Below are 23796 nucleotides of genomic sequence, written 5' to 3'. Positions count from 1 at the left end.
TTCCTTTCGAAGGGAAAAAATGCCTGAAATTCTAGCCCGGATGGGAATGAAAATCCTTTTTTTTACGGTGGCAATTCCTCTTCAAAGAAAAGGGAGGTTGAAAAAGTAAAAAAAAGATTGTAGTGTACAGCCGGACTGTGTTTTCGGGAGGGAAAAAATCGTGTTGCTTCAAAAAAATCCTTAATTTTGTAAAAAATAAATAGAATGCCGAAAATTTCTGAGCGCGCACAAAATATGCCTGCATCGCCCGTTAGAAAATTGGTTCCTTACGCTTTACAGGCGAAACAAAAGGGGATCAAAGTATATCATTTAAATATTGGTCAACCCGATATAGAAACACCGCAATCTGCTTTGGATGCTGTAAAAAACAATGATCTGAAAATTTTTGAATATGCACTTTCCGAAGGAAATTTAGAATACAGAACGGCACTCAAAGATTACTATCATACTTTGGGATTTACCGATTTAACAACGGACAATTTCATTGTAACCAATGGAGGTTCGGAAGCGTTGAATTTTGCACTTTCTACTTTGTGTGATGACGGTGATGAGGTGATCATTCCGGAGCCTTATTATGCAAATTATAATGGCTTTGCCAGCACGTTCAATGTAAATGTTGTAGCGGTAACTTCTTCTATTGATACTGGTTTTGCTTTGCCTCCGATTGAGGATTTTGAGAAAAAAATTACTCCAAAAACAAAAGCGATTTTAATTTGTAATCCCGGAAATCCTACCGGCTATTTATATACGAGAGAAGAGCTGCAAAAGTTAGCTGATATCGCTTTGAAACATGATATCGTGATTATTTCTGATGAAGTGTACAGAGAATATGTTTACGATGGGAAACAGCAGGTTTCTATGTTTGAGTTTCCTGAAATTGCAGATCACTGTATTATTATTGATTCAGAATCTAAAAGATACTCTATGTGCGGCGTGCGAATTGGCAGCATGATTACGCGTTCTAAGAAAATTCATGATGCAGCCATGCTTTTTGCACAGGCGAGATTAAGTCCGGTTTTATTGGGACAGATTGCGGCAGCTGCGGCACATCAAAATGATGCAGATTATATTTTGAAAGTTCGTACGGAATATACGCATCGCCGTAATGTTTTGGTGGATCTGTTAAACGGAATTCCGGGCGTTATTTGTCCGAAACCTAAAGGGGCATTTTATTGCGCGGTAGAACTGCCGGTTGATGATACTGATAAGTTTGCGCAATGGTTGCTCGAAAGTTATTCGCATAACAACGAAACCATTATGGTAGCGCCGATGAGTGGTTTCTACAGCGATCCGGAACTCGGTAAAAAGCAAGTCAGAATTGCCTATGTTTTGAAAGAAGAAGATTTGCGAAGAAGTGTGGAATTGTTGAATGACGCACTTCAGAAATATAAAATTGAATTTGGTCTTTAATTAACTGAGAGCGGGTTTTTTGCCCGCTTTTTATTTTGTCTTTAGTGATTTGTTTTAACGCAAAGATGCAAAGGTTTAGTTCTTAATATTGCTAAAATTACGTACGCAAAGGCGTTTCACTTAGCGAAGTTTGCAAAGAATTTGTAGTTTCAATTACTTGCATAGTACAAAACAGAATTTTTATAAATTTTAAAAATGAGTTCAGAAAATAAATGTGGCATTTGTGGTGAAATTCATCACACTTATCCCGCGCTCACTTTTGCCTATCCCAATTCGTATTATTGGTTGAGCGAAGAACAGAAAAACACGTATAATATTTATATTGATGCTGATTTTTGTACGATTGAATATCCAGATCGAGCGGATCGGTTTATTCGAGTGGTGCTGAAGCAGAAGATTATGAAATCTTCCCGTTATCTGGAATATGGACTTTGGGTTTATTTAAATGAAGAAGATTTCGAAGATTATAAGGCCAATTTCAATAATGAAAATCATGAAACCGTGTACTTTGGTTGGCTGAGCAATGCGTTGCCGGATTATCAATTCGAAAAAAGCATTGCAATGGATGTGAAATCAAAACCCGGTAATGAACGACCGGAAGTTTATCCTCAACTGGATTTTAGCCACCCGTTTGTGGTTGACTTTTATCACGGAATTACCAGAGAGGAAGCCGAAAAAAGAATTCACAATATGCCCACAACTATTTCTCAATAAAAAATGAATATCCAAGAAAATTATTCTCTTAAACACCACAATACTTTCGGTGTTGAGGTGTCCGCTAAATATTTTGCAGAAGTTAACTCTTTGGACCAACTGACTCAGATTCTCCGGAACACTTCTGTTCGGAAATTTAAACTGCTTTTCTTAGGTGGAGGAAGTAATGTTTTGTTTACTCAAGATTTTGATGGCGTAGTTCTTCAATTAAATTTGAAAGGTATTTCAGAAAAGATTTTGAATGATAATGAAGTTTTGGTCACTTCGCAGGCAGGTGAAAACTGGCATGAATTTGTTCAGTACTGTTTAAATAAAAATTACGGTGGCTTAGAGAATTTATCATTAATCCCAGGAAATGTAGGAACTTCTCCCATGCAAAATATCGGTGCTTATGGAACCGAAATCAAAGACACTTTTGTGCGATGTAAAGTATTGAATTTAGATACTTTGGAAGTGGAAGAATTTGATCATAACAAATGCAATTTTGGTTATCGTGAATCGATTTTTAAAAGAGAAGGAAAAGGAAAGTATGTTATTTTAGACGTTACCTTTAAATTAACTCGGAAAAACCATGCAATTAAAACAGAGTATGGTGCAATAAAATCGGAACTTGAAAATTTGGGAATTCATAATCCCACCATTCAGGATATTTCCCGAGCGGTCATCAACATCCGACAAAGTAAACTACCGGATCCAAAAATTATTGGAAATGCAGGTAGTTTTTTTAAAAATCCTTCGATTCCGATGGATCAGTTTTTAGAATTACAGAAAACATATGCGGAAATGCCTCATTATCCGAATGGAGACTTGGTTAAAGTTCCGGCAGGCTGGTTGATTGAACAATGTGGTTGGAAAGGAAAACAAATCGGAAATGTGGCTTCTCACGAACTTCAAAGTTTAGTAATAGTCAACAAAACCGGATTGGCATCAGGCAAAGAAATTTTTGATTTTTCGACTATGATTATTGAGTCTGTAAATGAAAAATTTGGAATTGATTTGGAGCGAGAGGTTAACATCATTTAGATGAAAATAAAAATTTATTTTGCTTTCCTCATTATTGTAATCAGTTCGATTCTAATTAATACGGTTGGAATTTTCAATACAATGACAAGTTTGAAATACGAAACGGAGAGTTCGGGCAATTGTGTATCAATAATTTCAGGACATTATTTATGTGCTGCAATTCTTAATATGAAGATTATGATTGTTGTCGCTGTCGTTGTAATTTATTTTCTTCTTTATTTCCAAAGCAAAATTTTTAAAACACAAAACAAATGAAAATAGCCGTTCTTGGTGCGGGAAAAATGGGTATTTCTTTTTCAAGATCTTTTTTAAAGTTTGAATTAATTAAGCCTGAAAATCTCCATTTAATTACCCGAAGAAAAGAAAATATTCAACAACTTGAACAGCAATTTCCTGGGTCGAAGGTTTCTGATTTTTTAGGTGTTTCTACAGTAGATGCAGACCTCATTATAGTCGCAATAAAGCCTCAGGATTTTCAGTTTGTCGCCGAGAATTTAAAGTTTCGGTTGAATGAAAGCCAGATGATCCTTTCGATCATGGCTGGGATCAAGATTAAAAAAATTCAGCATCTTTTTAATCACAAAAAAGTAGTTCGTGCGATGCCAAATTCACCCACGCTGCTGGGAATGGGAATCACAGGTTATACAGCTGCAAAAGGGATTTCCTTTGTCGATCTTATGCAAATTGAACGGTTTCTGAATTCTACAGGAAGGTCCGTTTATCTGGAAAATGAAAATCTTTTGGATGGCGTTACAGCACTTTCGGGGAGCGGGCCTGCGTACTTTTATTACATTGTAGATGCTATGATCAAAGCAGGAACAGAAATGGGTATTGAGAAGAACTTGGCCGAACTTTTTGTAAAACAAACCATGTTAGGAGCTTATCATTTGATGAATACTTCTGATAAAAGTTTAGAGGAATTGATTAAAGATGTTGCATCAAAAGGGGGAACGACCGAAGCGGCACTGCAAACCTTTGAAGAAAATCGGCTGAAAGATTCTTTGAAAAAAGGTATTTTGGCGGCGGAAAGACGATCAAAAGATTTAAGTGAATAGGTATTTCCTGCCGCTCCTTTTAAAATAGAGCAACGAGAGGTGTTGATCTTTAAAGTCGCGAATTTTTTTTGTAAAATATTGATTATTATTTTGAAATATATTTGTCTAACTAAAATATTCTTCGTTATTTTGCACTCTCAAATATTTATTCAGAAATAAGAACGTCGAGATATGTCAAGAATTTGCCAAATAACAGGAAAGCGTGCCATGGTAGGAAACAATGTTTCTCACGCTAATAACAAAACGAAGCGTCGTTTTGAAATTAACTTATTGGAAAAGAAATTTTACCTTCCAGAGCAAGAGAAATCTGTAACTTTAAAAGTTTCAGCTCATGGATTGAGAATTATCAATAGAATAGGGATTGAAGAAGCAATATTAAGAGGGACCAGAAGTGGTTTCATCAAAAAATCATAAATCATGGCAAAAAAAGGGAATAGAGTACAGGTGATTTTGGAGTGCACTGAGCACAAAGAAACAGGAGTAGCAGGAATGTCAAGATACATCACTACTAAAAATAAAAAGAATACTACAGAGAGATTAGAGTTGAAAAAATTCAACCCTGTTCTTAAGAAGTACACTCTTCACAAAGAAATTAAGTAATTTTTTAAAACAATAAAAAATGGCAAAGAAAGTAGTAGCTACCCTACAAGGTGGTGTCGGTTCAAAAAAAATGACCAAAGTTGTGAAAATGGTAAAGTCTCCTAAAAGTGGAGCTTATATTTTCGACGAGAAAGTAATGAACGCAGACGAAGTTGATGCTTATTTGAAAAAATAATTTCTACTCCAGCGAGAATATATAAAACTATCCTAAATGGATAGTTTTTTTATTTTATCTTTGTTTGCGAACCGCAACTGGTGGTCATTCGTAATATAATATTTGTAATTGATAGCATGAGTTGGTACAAAAAAATTTTTAGAAAAGAGGAGAAAGAATCTTTAGATAAAGGTTTGGAGAAATCGAGTCAAGGTTTCTTTGATAAGATCTCGAAAGCAGTTGTCGGGAAATCCAAAGTGGATGATGAAGTGTTGGATGACTTAGAAGAAGTTTTAATCGCTTCTGATGTGGGCGCCTCTACCACCATTAAAATAATTGACAGAATTGAAAAGCGTGTGGCCCGTGATAAATTTGTGGGAACCGATGAACTTGATGTCATTTTGCGGGAAGAAATCACAGGTTTACTTTTAGATAATCCACACGCGCAAACAGGCAATGTAGATGACACTAAAAAACCCTATGTAATTATGGTAGTAGGCGTAAATGGCGTCGGGAAAACCACAACCATCGGCAAACTAGCGCACCAGTTTAAGTCGGAGGGAAAAAAAGTCGTACTTGGTGCTGCAGATACTTTCCGTGCGGCAGCGACCGAACAGTTGACGATCTGGAGTGAAAGAGTAGGCGTGCCCATTGTGAAACAAAATATGGGATCTGATCCCGCTTCTGTAGCCTTTGATACGGTGCAAAGTGCTGTGGCGAATAATGCCGATGTGGTCATCATTGATACCGCCGGAAGACTTCATAACAAGGTTAATTTAATGAATGAACTGAGTAAGATTAAACGCGTGATGCAAAAAGTAATCGTAGATGCACCGCATGAAATTTTACTGGTTCTTGATGGTTCTACAGGTCAGAATGCTTTTGAACAGGCCAAGCAGTTTACAGCAGCTACTGAAGTGAATGCCTTAGCCGTTACAAAATTAGATGGTACTGCAAAAGGAGGCGTGGTAATCGGTATTTCAGAAGAGTTTCAGATTCCCGTAAAGTATATCGGAGTGGGAGAGAAGATGACTGATTTACAGCTTTTTAATCCTGCAGAATTTGTAGATTCTTTCTTTAAGAAAAGATAAAATCTTGCCCAAATTTTTTAGTTAAAAAAGGGTTCTTTTTTATATTAATGAAGATATTTGAATAGAAATTTTCATTCTTTTTAATATTTTGGTCTTATGTTTGATTTATAGAAAAAAATCAGTAATTAATTATAACATTAAATTTTTAAACTATGGGAATTTTAACTTGGATCATTTTTGGTCTTATCGCAGGAGCAATCGCTAAATTTATTATGCCAGGAAACCAGAATATGGGATGGCTTTTAACAATCATCTTAGGAATTGTTGGAGCTTATGTTGGAGCGTTCATCGGACAGTTATTAGGCTTAGGAGATGTTACAGGATTTAATATCGGTAGTATGTTCCTGGCAGTAGCAGGTGCCTTAGTTCTGCTCTGGATTTATGGAATGGCCACGAAACGTGGATAGAAAATAGTCTTTAATTAAAATCCCGTATTGAATTTCAATACGGGGTTTTTTAATGATTTAATTAATCAATTTTAATCTGAAAGGGCATTTGCATCATAACACCCTGTTGAAGTTTCGGATCTGTAATCTGCTCAAAAAGTCTATAATTTTCAGTGCCGATTTTGTTTTTGATAAGTCGCGCTGAAATTTCATTCTCATCCAGGTTTTTAAAGATCTGTTGAAAAGGAGAGATCTTTTTAGGATAGCTGGAAATGCTGAAATCTTTCACTTTAATTTTAGTTGCAGCAAAATTGATAGCATCCTGCAAAGTTCCAAGTTCATCTACAAGACCTATGTTTTTTGCACGGGTCCCACTCCAAACTCTGCCGCCTCCGATTTCATCAATTTGTTCAAATGATTTTTTACGGTTTACGGTAACAAAGTGTACAAATCTTTTATAAGTCTGTTCCACACTTCTGGTTAACATAGAAACACCGCCTGGAGTTACCCCATTTATGGGGGAATACATATTGGAATTTGCATTGGTTGTTACAGGAATCGCGGTAAAGCCATTTTTGTTTGCGATCTCTTTAAAGTAAGGAATCATTCCGAAAACACCAATTGAACCCGTTAAGGTGTTTGGCTCAGAATAAATTTTATCGGCGGCCATCGCAATGTAGTAACCTCCCGATGCTGCGTAGTCACCAAATGAAACTACAATTGGTTTTTTCTTTTTTAACTGTTGCAGTTCAAAGAGAATCTCATCAGAGGCATTTGCGCTTCCTCCCGGTGAATTGATTCGTAAAACAACTGCTTTTATTTTCTCGTCATCTGCTAGCTTTTTGATATCTTTTACAAAGTTATCTGCGAATATATTTTGATAGCCTTCACCATTATAAATTGCTCCTGATGCATACAGTACAGCAATTTGATTATCTTTATTAGACGATTCTTCCCTGTAAGAATTGATGTATTTTGTAAAAGAAACCTTCGTCAATTTATCTTTTTCCTTTAATTGAAGTTTCGTTTTAATCATTTGATCATATTCGCTTTTTTGAAGGAGTCGATCCACCAACTTGTGCTGCAGGCTCAGCTCTGGAATCGTTCCATACAGACTGTCTACAACCACCCGAAACTGAGCGCTGTCTATTTTACGTGAGGCTGCAATCTTTTGGGAATTAAGGGACCAGATATCATTTAGTAATGTTGAAAGCTGCTCTTTGTTTTCCGGAGACATATCATCTCTCATATACGGTTCTACCGCAGATTTGTATTTACCATGTCGAATGATTTGAATTCCAATACCATATTTATCTGCAAAATTTTTCATGTAGAGCACTTCTGTAGCGAGTCCTTTTAAATCAATTCCGCCTGCCGGATTCAAAATATACTGATCTGCAACAGAACCTAAATAATAAGCAGACTGAGACACTACATTTCCGTAAGCATAAACGAATTTTCCACTTTTCTTAAAGTCTTCTAAAGCTGCGCGAACATCATCCAGCTGCGTAAATCCTGCCCGGATCCCATCGGTTTCTACACTTATCCCTTTAATTTTTGAGTCATTTTTTGCCTTTTTGATGGCATCCAGCATATCTAAAATCAGAATATTTTTGTTGGTTTCACTAAAGGCAAACATTTCTCCCTGATCCTCAGTTGGGCTGTCGATCAGGTTGGTTTTAAAATCGAGTGTTAAAATAGAATTGTCTTTTATATAAGGTTTTTGATCTCCACTTAGCGCACTGGAAGCGATAATCATTATTAAAAATAGCGAAAAAACCGCCGCTATAATGATTATTGCAACTATATTTGCTAACACATTCTTAAAAAAACTCTTCATAATCTTTATATATTTTGCAATATGTCGCAACATGAAGCTACTTTGTTACTAGGAAGTAATTTGGGTGATCGAAAAATAAATATTGAGGTCGCACTACGCAGAATTGAAACTGAGGTCGGTGTCATTATAGAAAAGACAGACCTTATTATTACAGACCCTGTAGAATTTGATAGTAATAATTTTTTTTGTAATATTGCAGTATTAATAAAAACACAATATTCTCCTAAGAAACTCTTAAATTTGTTAAAAACGATAGAGAGGGAAATGGGCAGAGCAAAAGATACGTTAATTGCAGGCGGTTACCAAGACAGAATCATTGATATAGATATTGTCTTGTATAATGGTCTTCGTTTCTATTGTAAGGATTTAGAAATCCCGCATCAGAAGCATATGTATGAGCGTGATTTTTCCCGAAGACTGTTGGATGCATTAATAAAACATAAAAAACAATAATATGAAATTAAATTTATTATTAGCATTAGCTTTGCCTATAGCGATGTATTCGCAGAGCACTGATGTTGGAAATACCAGCGATTATCCGAATCAGTTTACTTCTGGTTCTGCTAATGTTCACCCTTTCAATAACTCTTCCAGAATGTTTCGCGATTGGTCTATTTCGGTAGGTGGTGGTGGAGCTTTTTTGCAAGCTGCGGATGTAAATTCTTTTTACGATGGCAAAGTTAATTTTGGATACAATGCCTACATCAGTTTAGATAAGCAAATTTCTCACACCTTTGGTATGAGTCTGCACTATCAAATGGGTAAAACCAACCAAAAAGCCATGTTGCCAGGAGCAGCGGGTGTTGCAGCAGGTGTTGCAACCGCTTGGACTGAATATAATCAAGTTTCCATATTAGGAGATATTAACTTCTCTAATTTATTACGTCGCACCGACAATAATTCAACATACCGTTGGGCTTTACATGGCTATGGAGGAATCGGTTTGCAGGGTTACAAAACTTTGTTGCTTGATAACGATATGTCGAGATACAGTACCTCCCCGAAAAGAATTCCTATCGAAATCGATCAAAATATCGGTTTAGATACTTTTTTCTTTGAAGTGGGTACCGGTTTAAAATATAACGCGTCAAAATTAATTGATGTTGAATTAAGAACCATGTACATTATTACCGGAGACGATTCCTTTGATGGTGGTGGTTACGGTAAAAATGCAAGACCACCTTATAATGCGATTGCTAAAGGAGTTTCTGATAACTTCTTTACTGTAAACTTAGGATTGTCATTCAAACTGGGTAAACACGAAAAACATTTAGCATGGGTTGACCCATTGCAGGAAATTAACAACAGAATTTACGTTTTAGAAACTACAGAACCTGAGTTCGTGGTTTGTGAAAGTGGTGATGCGGACAATGATGGAGTTTGTGATGATTGGGACAGACAACTTGATACTCCTGCCGGTGCGAGAGTAGATGGTGCAGGTGTTGCTTTGGATATGGATCTTGACGGAGTTATCGATTTGTACGATAAATGTGTAACTGTTCCGGGACCTGTAGAAAATAATGGGTGTCCAACAAATTATAAACCTCAATAATTCGAAGTTTTAAAGTTAGAAATTATACATCTCTCTATTTAACCGAAAAAATTGCTTAGTAAAAAACAAAAATATAAAAATATGAAACTCAATTTAACAAGCGTTGCACTAGCTCTAGTTTTACCTACAGCGGTGTTTGCACAGGATTCGATTATGAGTACTGCGGGGAACTACCCCAATTCTTATACGTCCGGTTCGGCCAATGTTTCTCCATTCACTCAGGAATCCAAAAGATTCAATGATTGGGCAATATCTGCCGGTGCTGGTGTTCCATTGATGCAGTCTTCAGACCTTACTTCCATTAAAGGATTTGGAGCAGGTAAAAATCTTTATGGATGGTCTGCTTACTTAAGTGTTGACAAAGCCATTACGCATGCGTTCGGTCTTAAACTTCAGTATGATAAAGGAGAATCAAGACAAGGTTTTGTGAATACCAAAGATAACGAAGCTTCTACAGCAGGTGATGGAGCAAGAACTCAGTATGACGCTCTTTCTGTTTTAGGTGATATTAATTTTTCTAATTTATTAAGAAGAGTTGATAATCATTCGCCTTTCAGATGGGCACTTCACGGTTATGCAGGTGTTGGTACTTTGGCTTACAGAACTTACAGACAAGATGCTGGACCGGTATACAATCAAAGTATGGTGACAGAGGTTAAACCTTTTAAATTAGGTAGCTTATTCGGTCAGGCTGGTGCAGGTTTAAAATACCGTGCAACCCGTTCGTTAGATCTTGAAGCAAGAGGAATGTATATCGTAACTGGTGATGATACCTTTGATGGTGCAAGAAGCACTACGGTAAACGATAGCCCTTCTGATAATTTAATTAATATTACTTTAGGAGCAACTTTAAATTTAGGAAAACACGAATCTCACTTATTCTGGCATGATCCATTGCAGGAAATTTATTACAAGTTAGATGTTTTGGCTGACAAAAACCAAGACGTTGAAGTTTGTAAAAAAGGAGATGCTGATAATGATGGAGTTTGTGATGATTGGGACAGACAGTTAGATACTCCTGCCGGTGCAAGAGTTGACGGAGCTGGTGTTGCTTTAGATACTGATTTAGATGGTGTAATTGACTTGTACGACAAGTGTGTTACAGTTCCGGGTCCAGTTGAAAACAACGGATGTCCTACGAACTCATCTTCTACAGTGACTGATAACACAAGAACTTTAGAAGGAATTGAATTTGACTTGAATTCAGACCGAATTCTTCCATCAAATACTCCAATTCTAAACAATGCAGTAAACTACATTAACTCTTCAGAAGGATCTTACTACGTAATTGGAGGAACTGATACCAGAGGAACTGATGCTTACAACCAGAAATTATCTGAAAGAAGAGCAAACAACGTTAAGAATTATTTAATTCAGAATGGTGTAAATGCAGGAAAAATTGATGCGATAGGAAAAGGGGAAACGAACCTTAAATATCCAGAATGTGATCCGGCAACAAAATGTCCAGAATGGAAAAACAGAGCGAACCGAAGAGTATACTTCGAAGCAAAGTAATTTTCTAAACGTTTTAGATACTAAGAAAAAAGCCACGTTAATCGTGGCTTTTTTTGTTTTATGAATTTTGTTTCTGTAATTTTACTCCATGATCTCACATCAGGATTTTGAAAAGTTAAAACAGCAAACCTTAAAACATTTTTGGGGCTATGATACCTTTCGGGATTCTCAGGAAGAAATCATCAACAGCATTGTTTCTGGTAAAGATGCGCTTGCCCTCTTGCCTACAGGAGGCGGAAAATCACTGTGCTATCAACTTCCAGCTTTAATTTTAGAAGGTACCTGTCTGGTGATTTCGCCGCTTTTAGCATTGATGAAAGATCAGGTTTATCAAATGAAGATGCTGGGAATAGAAGCAGAGTATTTATCCTCGGAGTTAGACGAATTTGATGCTGAAGTCATTTTTAACCGATGCAAAGATGGTCTTACCAAATTACTGTATGTTTCTCCCGAACGCTTAACGAACCGCCTTTTTCTTCAGCACTTAGAAGAGATCCAGATTTCCTTTATTGCCGTAGACGAAGCGCACTGTATTTCAGAATGGGGTCAAGATTTTCGTCCCAGTTATCAGCACATCAAAGCTTTTCGCAATCATCTGGAAAAAATTCCCTGTTTGGCACTTACCGCCACGGCAACACCCAAAGTTTTAGACGAAATAGTGTTAAAAGTTAATCTTAAAAATCCGTTAATATTTCAGAAAAGTTTTAGAAGGAACAATCTTAAAATTATTGCTGATAAAATTTCCGATAAATATGAAAGAGTACGTAATCTGCTAAAATATAACGATTCATCCGGCATTATTTATGTCCGCACACGAAAGGAAGCAGAGGAATTGACTGCCTTTCTCCATCGCAATCAAATTACAAATGTTGATTTCTTCCACGCCGGAATTCCTGTAAGAGAGAAGAATGCAAAACAAAGTCTCTGGCTACAAAGTAATAATCAGGTCCTAATTTCCACCAATGCATTTGGAATGGGAATCGACAAAGATAATGTGCGCTTCATCATCCATTTTTCTCCCGCCGCATCCATCGAAAATTATTATCAGGAAATCGGGAGAGCGGGTCGTGATGGCGCTGATTCATACGCCTTTTTATTTTGGAATGAACAGGAATTAAAGAATTTTGATCAGATTTTAATCAATCAAATCCCCTCAAAATCAGAGTTTCAAAATATTGTGACTTATTTATATTCTACTTTTCAAATTGCTGACAATGATTTGCCAGAAAATGTTTTCCAACTCTACATCCAAAAAATTCAGAAATTCACCAAAGTTTCTTTAGCCAAAATTCGAAACGTTCTTAATTTTCTTCATCATCAGGAAATTATTTATTACAATGCACAGAACTCATTATCTTCTTTAGAATTAAAAATTAAACCGGAAGAAATTGACTTATTGGCGAAAAAAGATTCTTATTTTATAGAACTTCTACTTCGGAATCTTTCGGGACTTACGACGCACAAAATTATGTTTAGTGAAAAATCTTTCAGTACGAAGATTGGTTCCGATATTCATTTGGTGAAAGAACGATTGCGGGAATTACAAAATCAAGGATATTTAGATTATATCGACGGTGCACTCTCAAGCGTGAAATTTTTAAAACACCGTGATCAACGAGCGATTGAGGGTAAATACTGGAATCTTTTTGCGCAGATTCAAAAAAATAAAATCCAGAAATGGGAGGAGATGAAATTCTTTGTGCAGGATCGTGATTTCTGTAAGATGAAACTTATTCTGTCTTATTTTGGAGAAAAGAACGTTAAAAATTGTGGACAGTGCTCTGTATGTGAGCAGCAGAAAGAAACCGTCTTCGGCCGTGATGTTTCGAAAGAAATTTTGGAACTGCTAAAAAAATCTCCGGCGAATGTGGAAGAAATTTCCATTAAACTAAATTACTTTGCCAAAGATAATATTCTGGAAAATCTCATTCATTTGCTGGATTCAGGAAAAGTGAAAATGCTTAATTTTAGGACCTATGCCTTTAATCACGATTAAAAAAATCACTTCTTTTTTTTAAAAACTCAACTTTCAATTAAATTTAATGAAATCACTAAAAGTTATATTTTTCGGAACTCCAGAATTTGCCAAAACTTCTTTAGAAGCGATCCACAAGTCCCATCATGAAGTTGTGGGAGTGGTGACCGTTGCCGATAAAGCCAGTGGACGTGGGCAAAAAATTCATCAGTCCGCTGTAAAAGAATTTGCGGTTGAAAATGGTTTACTTGTTTTTCAACCTGAGAAGTTAAGAGATCCTCAGTTTTTAGAAACCATTCAAAATTTGCAGGCCGATGTCTTCGTTGTGGTGGCTTTTCGTATGATGCCAAAAATTTTATTTGAAATGCCGGAGATTGGAACGTTTAACCTTCATGCCTCGTTGCTGCCCGATTATCGCGGCGCTGCTCCCATCAACTATGCGGTGATTAATGGGGAGAAAAAAACAGGTGCAACTACTTTCTTTATTAATGAAAAAATTGATGAAGGAAATATTCTTTTGCAAAGAGAATTAGAAATCTTGCCGGAGGAAAACGCCGGAGAATTGCATGACCGATTGATGGAAATGGGAGCTGAATTGGTCGTTGAAACCTTAAATGGACTGGCGGAAAATTCCATTCAGGAAAAACCACAGCCAAAAGTCGAGCATGTGAAAAATGCCTTTAAAATTTTCAAAAAGGATACGCGGATTGATTGGCATCAAAATGCGGAGACCATTCACGATTTCATCCGTGGAATGTCACCTTATCCTTCAGCTTTTACCTTCATTAAAATTGGAGAAGATGAAAAGTTCCTAAAAATTTACAAAGGAAAATTTGAAATCTTTGGTCATGAGGAAAAGCCCGGAAAATTAGAAGTTGATAAGCATCATTTTAAGATTTACACAAAAGATGGCGTTTACCTGCCCGAAGAATTACAGTTGGAAGGAAAAAAAAGAATGACTGTTAAAGATTTTTTAAATGGTTTTCAGCATTTTGATCATATTTCAATAGGATAATTTGTTACCTGTTTTTTAAGAGAATCCAGCCTTTGTAGGTTGCAGGTAAATTGGTTTCAGGTTCGATCCAATTCAGAATATACCAATAAGTTCCGGTCGGTAAAACACGCCCATTTATTTTGCCATCCCATAAATAGGGCTGGTTTTGTGAATTGAAAACCGAAGTTCCGTAGCGGTCGAAAATTTCAATTTTAACGTCTTTTTTAATGCTTAAATCCGAATAATCCAGCACGTCATTTTTTCCATCCGCATTTGGTGTAATGACATTTATTAAATTGAGAACTAAAAATTCTTTTGTAATAGTTGTGCAATTCTGAGCATCTCTCACGTAGATGGTGCCAAGACCGCGCGGAACATTGCTGAATACATTGGAGTCTTTATATGTAATATTATCCAGAGAATATTCATAAGGTTGATTTCCGCCGGTCACGAAAACGGTTGCCGTATTTCCATTGACTTCTACGTTGGTAATCTGGGGAAGTTCTGCTACCGTTACTTTTACATATTGGCGGTATTTACATCCATTGGAGCTTAGGTCTACCCAATAATCTCCAATTCCAATGTTTGAAATACTTGATTCTGAAGGTCCCTCTTCTCCGGTGCTCCATTTGTAATAATCAAATCCATTCCCAGCATCCAGCGTTGTTGTCGCATTTTCGCAAATGGGTTTATCTTCTAAAACCGTGGAATTATTTGGCGTTTTCTTTTGGATAACAATCTCGCCTACATTTGGGCATGCATTTGTACTTTTTACTCGGATGCCGAAAGTTTGAGAATCTGCATCTAAGATTTGTAATGAAGAAATCGGATTTACATTATTTTTTGCGTCGTCTACTGAAGCGAAAAATAAAACAGAAGAAGAATTGTCATCCGTGAATTCGTTGATATACGGTGTTAAATCAACTTGTACCGTACCGACTCGTTTGTCATCGCAGACAGACTCTGTAAACGTATTCTTTAAAAGAGGCGTTTTGTTTCCGATCGCCAATGTGATTTTACCCACTACAGGAATGCATCCGGCAGCGCTTTCTACTCTAATAAAAATTTCTGTATTTTCTGTTAATAGCCAACCGTTGGTCAATGGAGTTCCTACTCCTGTTTCTGCTTCACCCTGCTTTAGATAATATTTTGAAATATAAGCGGTGCTGAAATTATCGATGACTGCATTGCTTAAGTCCGTGAAATTGATTGGAACGCTTCCGCTCAATTGGTTATCACAAAAGGAATAATTTCCATAATTAATGAGGGCTTTTTCCAAAATTTCGACTTTAATTGATCCAGTTAGGGAACATCCGCCGAGATTTATTTTCACTTCATAGTTGCCACTATTGCCGGGTAAACCGGGAATTTGTAAAAGAGCGTTTGTTTCGCCCGGTAGTAAAACTCCTTCTTTAAACCATTGATAAGAAGTGGCTCCAGGAGTGGTAGCATCAATGGTTTTACTTTCGCCTTCGCAGATCGAGTTGTTTGTTGAGATTAAGAGATCCGGACCCAAATCCTTTTTTCCAATAAAACTACCCGCCTTTAAAAATACGCCCGAATCATATCGCCCGGTTCTGTCGGAACTTGCCAAATGATCAGCGATCACCAATTTTATATGGTATTTTTCTCCGGGGATAACGTCGGTTTGTGCCGTAAGTAATTTAGTTTGTCCATCAAAAGCAGTTGGCGATTCTGTGCTGTTGAATCCTCCGAAATATTCTGTATTTCTGGGGCAGTTGGGTGATGTGTTGATCGTTAGGGAAGTCACAGGGTCATTTGTACCGGGAACAAGCGCAATATTAGTATATGAATCTTGCGTGCCCGCTTTTTTTATCAGGAAAGCAAAACCGTCTGAATACTGACAGTTGTTCGGTCGATATTCTTCGGAGAGAAACATATATTGAAAACTGATGGAGGTCGTGTTATTGGCAATGAAGTCAAATTCAAGAGATGTCGCATTGAGGTATTCTGAAGGTGAATTCCCTAAAGCGTTTGCCAAATCCACGTCGCCAAGCCAGTTCACATCAGCATCATCCAGTAATCTGTTGTTCGGACCCGCTGCATTTTGAACAGTTCCTGTACTCAGAATAACACCTTTTTCTATATCAAAAGGCAAAGTTCCTTTTTCAAAATAACCGAAACTGAAAGGATTGTTTCCGTAATCCTGCCATCCATTTACAGAGATATTTGAAACCGTAATACAACTTGCGTTTTGAGATCCGATAAAAACATCCCGCACCAGTTCATCTGCGGTTTTCGTGGTAACCGTAATATATTTTTGGGAAAAACCGGCGATAAAAACGAACGCAAGTAAAAACGCAAGTAAATTTTTCAATGAGGTAGAAATATGGTGCACAAAATTACTTCTAATAAACCAATAAAAAATCTCTTCCCGGATCAGGAAGAGATTCTTAATTTATTTAAACGTTAGAAGTTAAGTAAGACTTACTCTTACGAATCCTAATACTTTTAAATCACTGTTGATTGATTTTACGTAGTCACCAACTGATACACTTGAATCTTTAATAAAAGACTGGTGTACCAAAGTGTTGTCTTTGTAGAATCTCTGCATTTTTCCTTTAAGGATATTATCGATAATATTTGCAGGTTTTCCTTCTTTAGTAAGCAATTCTCTTTCGATATCTAATTCTTTATCGATTGTTTCTTGAGAAACCATAGTTTCATCTAAAGCAATTGGATTCATTGCAGCCACCTGCATTGATACCGCTTTTGCAGCTTCAGCAGCACCATCAGCGTTTCCTGAAAGTGAAGTTATTGCAGCAATTTTGTTTCCAGCGTGGATGTAAGCTCCTAAGAATGGACCTTCAATTCTTTCGAAAGAACCGATCTCGATTTTTTCCCCGATAACACCTGTTTGCTCGATTAATTTTTCAGCAACGGTCATTCCGTGGAAGTCAGACGCCAAAAATTCTTCTTTGTTTGCGTAAGCAACAGCCTGCTCTGCAAGTTCGTGAGCCAACTCTACGAAATTGTCATTTTTAGCAACGAAATCTGTTTCACAATTTAAAGCGATGATTGCACCCATGGTGTTGTCTCCGTTTAATTTTGCAATTACAGCACCTTCTGCAGAATCTCTGTCGGCTCTGTTAGCAGCAACTTTTTGACCTTTTTTTCTAAGGTTCTCAATCGCTTTGTCGAAATCTCCTTCTGCTTCAACTAATGCTTTTTTGCAGTCCATCATTCCTGCGCCTGTAATGTTTCTTAATTTAGCTACATCTGCAGCAACTGGTGTATACATATTCTTTTTTTTATATTAAAATTTGATTAATTTCGCTATGTTTAAAGCGTTGCAAATATAATAAATTTAGGACAAACTAAAAAGAACAATTCTTCGTTATTATTTATATTAAAATTTCTAAAAATTAACTCATTGATGAAAAAAATCCTCTATTTATTTGTTTTTTTTATTTCGATATGGTCTTGCGCTCAGTCCAAATATACAGCGGCACAGGTGGAGAAAAGTGCTGATCCACAAGTGATTGCTAATTTTATTAAATATAATCCGAACCATCCCAAAACTCCGGAATTTAAAAGGAAGCTATTTGCGGTGATCAATAATGATAAAAGTCCGGCGCAAAAGGCAAGTGTCGCAAAACCGACTGTAAAACCAGTTAGTACAAGCAAACTTAAGAATGACATTAATAGAGATGTAGCGAAAAACGGCACCAATGCTAAACACAAAAGAACCGAGGACCTGCTAAATCATCTCTTTAACACCGATACCAGCAGCAGGACTGCCTATGTGCAAATCGTGAATCGCTCCAAGTGCAACCTGATTGTGAAAATAAGTGGTAAACGGTTTTATAATCTGGATGTTCCGGCAAATAACCAAAATTTCATCTTACTGGATAAAGGCAGTTATACGGTGACAACTTCCGTTTGCGATGCCAAATATTCTTCCACTAAAAATATTTCGAAAGATATTGTGATCACGCTTAATGCGCCGAAATAAAATCTATTTAGAAAAGTGATGAAAATCTTTTGTCAGATCAAGATATTGCTCCGTGTAAATTCGCGGAGCTTTTTCTATGATTAATTCAGAGTGTGTGATCTCTTTTTTTTGAAATCCAAACTCTGAGATTACCCGTTTGGCTTTTGAATGAATCATGCCATAAATTATTTTTTTTCTTTGAAGAAAAAGATTTGATTCCGAAGCGATATTTTCAAACTCTTCGCCGGCATCAAAGGGAATGATCACCGAGAGTACCCCATTTTCAGAAAGTGCAGCTGCTGAGTTTTTAATTAATGTTTTAAAAGACAGTTCTTTCTGCTGTCTGGCTAATATATCTTTATTGGACGGGTTCTCTTCAAAATAAGGCGGATTGGACACAATCAGATCAAATTTTTCCATTGATTTGAATTCTTTAAAATCGATATGATCCGATCGCAGTCTTTCATTAAAAGGAGAATTCTGAAAATTCGTTTGCGCAAGATCGGTCGCGTCTTTATTAATATCAATGGCTAGAATTTCAGCTTCTCTGTTTCGCTGCGCCAACATCAGCGATATTAAACCACTTCCGGTACCCACTTCCAGAATATTTTTTGCGCCATCGACTTTTGCCGATGCACCAAGAAGAACGCCGTCTGTTCCGACACGAAACACATTTTTCGACTGTAAAATACTGAATTCTTTAAACTGAAATGGTTTCATTTTTTTTGATTGAGACACGGAGAATTTTAAGGAAGGATTCGCAACGATCAGTTCACTCCATTGAGTGTGGTCTGTGGAACATTGCTCGGCAAGGAAATGGTAAACGTTGTTCCTTTTCCTACCGTTGATTTCACAGAGATTTCTCCTTTGTAATCTTCGACCATTTTTCGAACCATCGTTAGTCCCAGACCCATTCCGCTGGATTTAGAAGTGAAATTCGGTTCGAATATTCTTTGGTAAAGATCTTCAGGAATTCCAACACCATTGTCCTCAATAGTTACGATGATGCGTTTTTGACGTTGTTCTACATCAACATTAATAATGTTTTCCCTGTTTTCATCTCTTGCCTGTCGTGCATTGGATACAATATTGGTAACAATTCGGGATAAATAGATTTTATCCATATCGACTAGAATTTTATCTTTATTGCTGTGAAAATAAATCTTTTCATCACTAAAAATCCGGATGATGTTTTTTATTTCTTGATTCACGTCGAAGATTTCATTATGTTTTTCCGGCAACTGCGCAAATTGAGAAAATGCATTGGCAACCGTGGCGACCAAATCGATTTGATCCACCATAATCTTACTCATTTTTTTAACTTTCTCTGTAATTTGCGGATCAGCTGGATCAAATTTTCGTTCAAAATTTTGAATGGTCAGTTTCATTGGAGTTAGAGGATTTTTTACCTCATGTGCTACTTGTTTTGCCATTTCACGCCAGGCTTCTTCTTTTTCTCTAAAACTGAGTCTTTCCTTTTGTTCTTTAATTTGAAGGATCATTTTATTATATGCTTTAACCAGCTGGTTAAGCTCATCGTTTTGATAGTAACGAATAGGTTGTGGATCGTTCTCAAAAAGGGTAATTCTGTTAATGAGTTCAGAGAATTTCGTTACCGCTTTAGTTAAGTTATTAGAAATAATCCAGCTCAGCCAAATACCGATGGCGATCACGATAAGATTAACGAGTAAAATATAGTTTAAATATTTATTGAACACACTGATGTAAGAAGCATCATTATGGTAGTATGGGAAGTAAACAATTGCGATGGGCTCCAGCATATTGTTCTTCAAAACCATATAAGAAGAGGTAACATTCGCATCAATGTTTTTATCGTAGGTCAGAAAATCAATTCTTTTGTCTGTTTTCAGAACCTTATTGACGATTTCTAAAGGGAGTTTTTTATTGGCAATAAAATTAAGATCTTTATTTGAAATTACGAAATTTCCTTCCAGATCATAAATAATAATATCTTGATTGTTGATGTCTGCAATCTCGAAAATAGTATTGGATAATATATTTGGTAAATCGTCGGTTTGTGCCTGGGTATGGCTTACTGCGTAATCTAAAGACGACAGCAGGGATTCTGATTTTTTTTGAAGATCGGTTTTGCTTTGTACCGTTGCATTGTTTCGCAGAATGAAATAGGAAAGGACAGAAGATCCTGTAATGCTGAGAAAGCATATCAGCAGAAAACCTCCAAAAACTTTATTTCTAAGACTGTAACCTTTATATTTTGTAAGCGGCATTATTTTTCATTAGTTTATTTACGTACTTCCCAATAATATCAAATTCCAGATTTACAGTATCTCCTATTTTTAAATTCTTCATATTAGTAAAGTCCCAGGTGTAGGGAATAATTGCAACCGAAAAATCATCTGAATTACTTTCTGCAACGGTTAGGCTGATGCCATTCACGGTGATGGAACCTTGGGGAACTGTTGTATATTCATTTGACTGACCGTAAGAAATTGTAATAAATAAACTACCTTCTTTATCCACGATATTCTGCACGACACCGATTTTATCCACATGACCTTGAACCAAGTGTCCATCCAGTCTGCCATCAAACTTCAAACAGCGTTCCAAATTCACTTCTGTTCCCACTTTCCATTGGCCAAGATTGGTTTTTTCTAAAGTTTCGTTGATTGCTGTTACCCGATAATAATCCTCTGTAATTTCAACTACAGTAAGGCAACACCCATTATGAGCCAGACTCTGATCAATTTTTAATTCCTGTGTGAAAGGGCAACTTAAGATAAAATCAATGTTGCTTTCATTATGCTTAATTTCTTGTACAATTCCGGTGGCTTCTACGATCCCTGTGAACATATGGTGAGGTTTTTTAAACAAATAAAGATTCATTATATCCAATTCAAGTACTGAATTAAAATAAAATAATTTAGTTAATCCTAATTTGTTAAATTTGTAAAATTCTAATAATTTTCAAAGATAATAAAAATGAGTTCGAAACAGCAGAAAATAAAAGTAGGTATTTCTATCGGTGATTATAATGGTATCGGTCCGGAAATCATCATGAAATCACTGAAAGATAAAGCTATTACTGATTTTTTCACACCCATCATTTTTGGTTCGGGAAAATTATTTACATATCAGAAAAACATATTTAAGCTTCAGCATAATTTCAATTACATCACCGAAGTTTCGCAAGCTGTTCCGGATAAAATCAACATGGTTAATTTGTGGAAAGACAATGTAAATGTTGACCTGGGAAAACCTACGGAAGAATCTACCAAAATGGCGATCGAATCTTTAGAGGCTGCAACTATGGCCTTGATGAATGGTGAAATTGATGTTTTAGTAACGGCGCCCATTAATAAAGAGGAAATGTTAAAATATGGTTTTCAGCATGCAGGCCATACCGGTTATCTGGAAGAGAAATTTGGCAAGAAAGGATTGATGTTTTTGGTAACAGACGATTTAAAAGTGGCGGTTTCTACACACCATATTCCTGTTTCAGAAGTGGCAGCGAACATTTCTAAAGAGAAAATTAAAAAACAAATCAAATTATTAAATCAGTGTTTGGTAGAAGATTTCTGTATTGAAAGACCGAAAATTGCCGTGCTTGGATTAAATCCTCATGCGGGTGACGGCGGAGCGATTGGTAAGGAAGAGATCGAAATTATTGAGCCAGCGATTCGTGAACTATTTGACAATGGTATTTTAGCTTTTGGACCGTATCCGGCAGACAGCTATTTTCAACCCAACAAGTATAGGAACTACGATGCTGTTTTGGCCATGTATCATGATCAGGGATTAGCACCGTTTAAAACTCTTGCTTACGAAGAAGGCGTAAATTATACGGCTGGTTTGCCGTTTATCAGAACCTCTCCGGATCACGGTGTGGCTTATGATATTGCCGGGAAAAATATTGCAGATGAACAAAGTTTTAGTGAAGCAATTTTTATGGCAATTAAGATCTTCAAGAACAGACAGGAGTATAATGATTTAATGACCAACAGAATGCAACCCCGCAGAAACTCGTCTAATAACAATGCAGCCGAAGATTTAACCGTGGACAGAGCTTAGTAAATTGGCATAAAAAATATTTACTTCAGATTTGTTTTGAAATTAATTTGTAATATTAAAAAAAATGCATATTTTTGCACACTCATTTTATGGACAAGTTTAGAAACTACGAAATTGCGTTTTCGGGACTTAAAAACGGAAAACATCAATTCAGTTTTGAGATAGATAAGAAGTTCTTTCAACTTTTCGATACTGAACAGGAATTTACAGATCCTAAAATTGTGGCTGATGTTTTAATGGAGAAACATACTACATTTTTAGAACTATGGATTAAAACGACGGGAACAGTCAATTTGGTTTGTGATATTACAAATAAAAATTTTGATCACCCCATAGAAAATGAAATTGAAGTTTTGGTAAATTTCGGGGAAGAATTTGATGACAGCAATGTTGATGTGATTACGATTCCACGAACCGATCATGCCTTCAATGTTTCACAGTTGATTTATGAAGATGTCATGTTGAGTATCCCAATGAAGAAAGTGACTCCTGATATTTCTGATGAAGATTTAAAAGTTTTAGAAAGATTCAGCCCGGAAGAAGAGATAGAAGAAGAACCGAAGAGTGACCCACGTTGGGAAGCGTTAAAGAAATTAAAAGATAAAAATTAAATAGTTTAAAATGATGAGCATTGTGCAAATAAATACTCATCGCTCATCAAATTAAAAAATTATAGAAAATGGCACATCCAAAGAGAAGACAATCGTCAACAAGAAGAGATAAGAGAAGAACTCACTACAAAGCAGTAGTTCCTCAATTGGCAAAAGATGCAACTTCAGGTGAAATGCACTTGTATCACAGAGCACACTGGCATGAAGGAAAACTTTATTACAGAGGTAAAGTAGTCATGGAAAAAGAAGTAGAAACTTTAGAAGAAAACTAAGAGTTAAATCTTAGAAAAACTTCGTTTTTATACAAAAACCACTCAATTTTTTCAATTTTGAGTGGTTTTTTATTGTTTTTTAGTATCTTTGACATAATAATAAAATACCAAATATATGGACATTAAAGACATACAGAATCTTATTAAATTTGTGTCTAAAGCTGAGGTTTCGGAAGTAAAATACAAGACGAAAGATTTTGAAATTACAATCAAAACCCCATTAGCAGGAAGTGAAACAAATTATATGACTTCACCTGCAGTTTATCATACAGCACCACAACAAGCGCAAGCTCCCGCACCGGCAGCAAGTGCACCTGCAGCTTCCTCTCCAGAAGTAAAAGCAGAAGACGACAGCAAGTTTGTCACCATTAAATCCCCTATGATCGGGACATTTTACAGAAAACCAGCTCCAGACAAAGATTTGTTTGTAAACGTAGGAGATGAAATTTCTGAAGGAAAAGTAGTGTGTGTAATCGAAGCAATGAAATTATTCAACCAAATTGAATCTGAAATTTCAGGTAAAATTGTAAAAGTTTTGGTAGATGACGCTACGCCTGTAGAATATGATCAACCATTGTTTTTGGTAGACCCTTCTTAAA

25 protein-coding genes are annotated in these 23796 nt (G+C 36.4%); 19 read left to right on the top strand and 6 right to left on the bottom strand.

Annotation, left to right across the window (positions count from 1 at the left end):
• Positions 1–204 precede the first annotated feature (204 nt).
• From EIB73_RS07760 to EIB73_RS07720, 9 genes are all read left to right on the top strand, one after another.
• Positions 205–1410 (top strand): pyridoxal phosphate-dependent aminotransferase, encoded by a 1206-nt coding sequence (locus tag EIB73_RS07760; protein ID WP_125024160.1) that lies wholly within the window; start codon positions 205–207, stop codon positions 1408–1410.
• A gap of 195 nt (positions 1411–1605) precedes the next feature.
• Complete coding sequence (locus EIB73_RS07755; protein WP_125024158.1) at positions 1606–2124, top strand: DUF2199 domain-containing protein; 519 nt, start codon at positions 1606–1608, stop codon at positions 2122–2124.
• Between the two features lie 3 nt (positions 2125–2127).
• Positions 2128–3147, top strand: a complete 1020-nt coding sequence (gene murB / locus EIB73_RS07750) for a UDP-N-acetylmuramate dehydrogenase (protein WP_125024156.1) — start codon at positions 2128–2130, stop codon at positions 3145–3147.
• A gap of 251 nt (positions 3148–3398) precedes the next feature.
• Positions 3399–4202, top strand: coding sequence for a pyrroline-5-carboxylate reductase (gene proC / locus EIB73_RS07745; RefSeq protein WP_125024154.1), 804 nt, complete (start codon positions 3399–3401; stop codon positions 4200–4202).
• Positions 4203–4373: 171 nt separating this feature from the next.
• Positions 4374–4616, top strand: coding sequence for a 50S ribosomal protein L28 (gene rpmB, locus EIB73_RS07740; protein WP_125024152.1), 243 nt, complete (start codon positions 4374–4376; stop codon positions 4614–4616).
• Positions 4617–4619: 3 nt separating this feature from the next.
• A complete protein-coding gene (gene rpmG / locus EIB73_RS07735) occupies positions 4620–4802 on the top strand; it encodes a 50S ribosomal protein L33 (RefSeq protein ID WP_015806891.1) in 183 nt (60 codons plus the stop codon).
• 19 nt (positions 4803–4821) lie between these two features.
• The gene (locus tag EIB73_RS07730) at positions 4822–4977 is read left to right on the top strand and encodes a DUF4295 domain-containing protein (RefSeq protein WP_125024150.1); all 156 of its coding nucleotides are present in this window, start codon (positions 4822–4824) and stop codon (positions 4975–4977) included.
• Positions 4978–5093: 116 nt separating this feature from the next.
• Positions 5094–6047, top strand: coding sequence for a signal recognition particle-docking protein FtsY (gene ftsY, locus EIB73_RS07725; protein WP_125024148.1), 954 nt, complete (start codon positions 5094–5096; stop codon positions 6045–6047).
• A 152-nt stretch (positions 6048–6199) separates the two neighbouring features.
• Positions 6200–6454 (top strand): GlsB/YeaQ/YmgE family stress response membrane protein, encoded by a 255-nt coding sequence (locus EIB73_RS07720; RefSeq protein WP_125024146.1) that lies wholly within the window; start codon positions 6200–6202, stop codon positions 6452–6454.
• 61 nt (positions 6455–6515) lie between these two features.
• Here EIB73_RS07720 and sppA read toward each other — a convergent pair whose 3' ends face one another.
• Positions 6516–8273 (bottom strand): signal peptide peptidase SppA, encoded by a 1758-nt coding sequence (sppA, locus tag EIB73_RS07715; protein ID WP_125024144.1) that lies wholly within the window; start codon positions 8271–8273, stop codon positions 6516–6518.
• A 21-nt stretch (positions 8274–8294) separates the two neighbouring features.
• Between sppA and folK the strand changes: the two genes are divergently transcribed.
• From folK to fmt, 5 genes are all read left to right on the top strand, one after another.
• Complete coding sequence (folK, locus tag EIB73_RS07710; protein WP_125024142.1) at positions 8295–8726, top strand: 2-amino-4-hydroxy-6-hydroxymethyldihydropteridine diphosphokinase; 432 nt, start codon at positions 8295–8297, stop codon at positions 8724–8726.
• Between the two features lies 1 nt (position 8727).
• Positions 8728–9825 carry an OmpA family protein gene (locus EIB73_RS07705; protein ID WP_125024140.1) on the top strand — a complete coding sequence of 366 codons (1098 nt, stop codon included), beginning with the start codon at positions 8728–8730 and terminating at the stop codon, positions 9823–9825.
• A gap of 81 nt (positions 9826–9906) precedes the next feature.
• A complete protein-coding gene (locus EIB73_RS07700; RefSeq protein ID WP_125024138.1) occupies positions 9907–11340 on the top strand; it encodes an OmpA family protein in 1434 nt (477 codons plus the stop codon).
• Between the two features lie 88 nt (positions 11341–11428).
• Positions 11429–13336 carry a RecQ family ATP-dependent DNA helicase gene (locus EIB73_RS07695; protein ID WP_125024136.1) on the top strand — a complete coding sequence of 636 codons (1908 nt, stop codon included), beginning with the start codon at positions 11429–11431 and terminating at the stop codon, positions 13334–13336.
• Positions 13337–13382: 46 nt separating this feature from the next.
• A complete protein-coding gene (fmt, locus tag EIB73_RS07690; RefSeq protein ID WP_125024134.1) occupies positions 13383–14330 on the top strand; it encodes a methionyl-tRNA formyltransferase in 948 nt (315 codons plus the stop codon).
• A 4-nt stretch (positions 14331–14334) separates the two neighbouring features.
• On the opposite strand, the gene EIB73_RS07685 is transcribed toward fmt, so the two are convergent.
• A complete protein-coding gene (locus EIB73_RS07685; RefSeq protein ID WP_125024132.1) occupies positions 14335–16647 on the bottom strand; it encodes a choice-of-anchor L domain-containing protein in 2313 nt (770 codons plus the stop codon).
• Positions 16648–16746: 99 nt separating this feature from the next.
• The gene (gene tsf, locus EIB73_RS07680) at positions 16747–17571 is read right to left on the bottom strand and encodes a translation elongation factor Ts (protein WP_125024130.1); all 825 of its coding nucleotides are present in this window, start codon (positions 17569–17571) and stop codon (positions 16747–16749) included.
• 135 nt (positions 17572–17706) lie between these two features.
• Here tsf and EIB73_RS07675 point away from each other — a divergent pair, with 135 nt between their 5' ends.
• Complete coding sequence (locus EIB73_RS07675) at positions 17707–18285, top strand: DUF6759 domain-containing protein (protein ID WP_125024128.1); 579 nt, start codon at positions 17707–17709, stop codon at positions 18283–18285.
• A gap of 3 nt (positions 18286–18288) precedes the next feature.
• Here the strand turns inward: EIB73_RS07675 and EIB73_RS07670 are convergent, their stop codons facing one another.
• Genes EIB73_RS07670 through EIB73_RS07660 form a run of 3 tightly spaced genes read right to left on the bottom strand, consistent with a single transcriptional unit; the run spans position 18289 to position 21096 of the window.
• Positions 18289–18984, bottom strand: coding sequence for a tRNA1(Val) (adenine(37)-N6)-methyltransferase (locus EIB73_RS07670; protein WP_125024126.1), 696 nt, complete (start codon positions 18982–18984; stop codon positions 18289–18291).
• 47 nt (positions 18985–19031) lie between these two features.
• On the bottom strand, positions 19032–20513 hold the full coding sequence (locus EIB73_RS07665; RefSeq protein WP_125024124.1) for a sensor histidine kinase: 1482 nt from the start codon (positions 20511–20513) through the stop codon (positions 19032–19034).
• Positions 20494–21096 carry a riboflavin synthase gene (locus EIB73_RS07660; protein ID WP_125024122.1) on the bottom strand — a complete coding sequence of 201 codons (603 nt, stop codon included), beginning with the start codon at positions 21094–21096 and terminating at the stop codon, positions 20494–20496. The genes EIB73_RS07665 and EIB73_RS07660 overlap by 20 nt, the downstream gene beginning before the upstream one ends.
• 129 nt (positions 21097–21225) lie before the next feature.
• Between EIB73_RS07660 and pdxA the strand changes: the two genes are divergently transcribed.
• From pdxA to accB, 4 genes are all read left to right on the top strand, one after another.
• Positions 21226–22314 (top strand): 4-hydroxythreonine-4-phosphate dehydrogenase PdxA, encoded by a 1089-nt coding sequence (gene pdxA, locus EIB73_RS07655; RefSeq protein ID WP_125024120.1) that lies wholly within the window; start codon positions 21226–21228, stop codon positions 22312–22314.
• Between the two features lie 89 nt (positions 22315–22403).
• Positions 22404–22925, top strand: a complete 522-nt coding sequence (locus tag EIB73_RS07650; protein WP_125024118.1) for a YceD family protein — start codon at positions 22404–22406, stop codon at positions 22923–22925.
• Positions 22926–22993: 68 nt separating this feature from the next.
• Positions 22994–23197, top strand: coding sequence for a 50S ribosomal protein L32 (rpmF, locus tag EIB73_RS07645; protein WP_125024116.1), 204 nt, complete (start codon positions 22994–22996; stop codon positions 23195–23197).
• A 115-nt stretch (positions 23198–23312) separates the two neighbouring features.
• The gene (gene accB, locus EIB73_RS07640) at positions 23313–23795 is read left to right on the top strand and encodes an acetyl-CoA carboxylase biotin carboxyl carrier protein (RefSeq protein WP_125024114.1); all 483 of its coding nucleotides are present in this window, start codon (positions 23313–23315) and stop codon (positions 23793–23795) included.
• The last annotated feature ends 1 nt before the right edge of the window (position 23796 follow it).

This window comes from Kaistella carnis, assembly GCF_003860585.1.
GTDB lineage: Bacteria > Bacteroidota > Bacteroidia > Flavobacteriales > Weeksellaceae > Kaistella > Kaistella carnis.
The sequence above is the reverse complement of the archived record's forward strand: the minus strand, read 5'-3'. Positions and strand labels throughout refer to the sequence as shown.

Bases quoted from the DNA above. Each gene is read 5' to 3' on its own strand.
- ftsY (WP_125024148.1), top strand. From the start codon at position 5,094: ATGAGTTGGTACAAAAAAATTTTTAGAAAAGAGGAGAAAGAATCTTTA.
- EIB73_RS07755 (WP_125024158.1), top strand. From the start codon at position 1,606: ATGAGTTCAGAAAATAAATGTGGCATTTGTGGTGAAATTCATCACACT.
- rpmF (WP_125024116.1), top strand. From the start codon at position 22,994: ATGGCACATCCAAAGAGAAGACAATCGTCAACAAGAAGAGATAAGAGA.
- EIB73_RS07665 (WP_125024124.1), bottom strand. From the start codon at position 20,513: ATGCCGCTTACAAAATATAAAGGTTACAGTCTTAGAAATAAAGTTTTT.
- EIB73_RS07700 (WP_125024138.1), top strand. From the start codon at position 9,907: ATGAAACTCAATTTAACAAGCGTTGCACTAGCTCTAGTTTTACCTACA.
- murB (WP_125024156.1), top strand. From the start codon at position 2,128: ATGAATATCCAAGAAAATTATTCTCTTAAACACCACAATACTTTCGGT.
- EIB73_RS07650 (WP_125024118.1), top strand. From the start codon at position 22,404: ATGGACAAGTTTAGAAACTACGAAATTGCGTTTTCGGGACTTAAAAAC.
- EIB73_RS07760 (WP_125024160.1), top strand. From the start codon at position 205: ATGCCGAAAATTTCTGAGCGCGCACAAAATATGCCTGCATCGCCCGTT.
- EIB73_RS07660 (WP_125024122.1), bottom strand. From the start codon at position 21,096: ATGTTCACAGGGATCGTAGAAGCCACCGGAATTGTACAAGAAATTAAG.
- proC (WP_125024154.1), top strand. From the start codon at position 3,399: ATGAAAATAGCCGTTCTTGGTGCGGGAAAAATGGGTATTTCTTTTTCA.
- accB (WP_125024114.1), top strand. From the start codon at position 23,313: ATGGACATTAAAGACATACAGAATCTTATTAAATTTGTGTCTAAAGCT.
- EIB73_RS07695 (WP_125024136.1), top strand. From the start codon at position 11,429: ATGATCTCACATCAGGATTTTGAAAAGTTAAAACAGCAAACCTTAAAA.
- rpmG (WP_015806891.1), top strand. From the start codon at position 4,620: ATGGCAAAAAAAGGGAATAGAGTACAGGTGATTTTGGAGTGCACTGAG.
- EIB73_RS07670 (WP_125024126.1), bottom strand. From the start codon at position 18,984: ATGAAACCATTTCAGTTTAAAGAATTCAGTATTTTACAGTCGAAAAAT.
- EIB73_RS07720 (WP_125024146.1), top strand. From the start codon at position 6,200: ATGGGAATTTTAACTTGGATCATTTTTGGTCTTATCGCAGGAGCAATC.
- rpmB (WP_125024152.1), top strand. From the start codon at position 4,374: ATGTCAAGAATTTGCCAAATAACAGGAAAGCGTGCCATGGTAGGAAAC.
- sppA (WP_125024144.1), bottom strand. From the start codon at position 8,273: ATGAAGAGTTTTTTTAAGAATGTGTTAGCAAATATAGTTGCAATAATC.
- tsf (WP_125024130.1), bottom strand. From the start codon at position 17,571: ATGTATACACCAGTTGCTGCAGATGTAGCTAAATTAAGAAACATTACA.
- EIB73_RS07705 (WP_125024140.1), top strand. From the start codon at position 8,728: ATGAAATTAAATTTATTATTAGCATTAGCTTTGCCTATAGCGATGTAT.
- fmt (WP_125024134.1), top strand. From the start codon at position 13,383: ATGAAATCACTAAAAGTTATATTTTTCGGAACTCCAGAATTTGCCAAA.
- EIB73_RS07730 (WP_125024150.1), top strand. From the start codon at position 4,822: ATGGCAAAGAAAGTAGTAGCTACCCTACAAGGTGGTGTCGGTTCAAAA.
- pdxA (WP_125024120.1), top strand. From the start codon at position 21,226: ATGAGTTCGAAACAGCAGAAAATAAAAGTAGGTATTTCTATCGGTGAT.
- folK (WP_125024142.1), top strand. From the start codon at position 8,295: ATGTCGCAACATGAAGCTACTTTGTTACTAGGAAGTAATTTGGGTGAT.
- EIB73_RS07675 (WP_125024128.1), top strand. From the start codon at position 17,707: ATGAAAAAAATCCTCTATTTATTTGTTTTTTTTATTTCGATATGGTCT.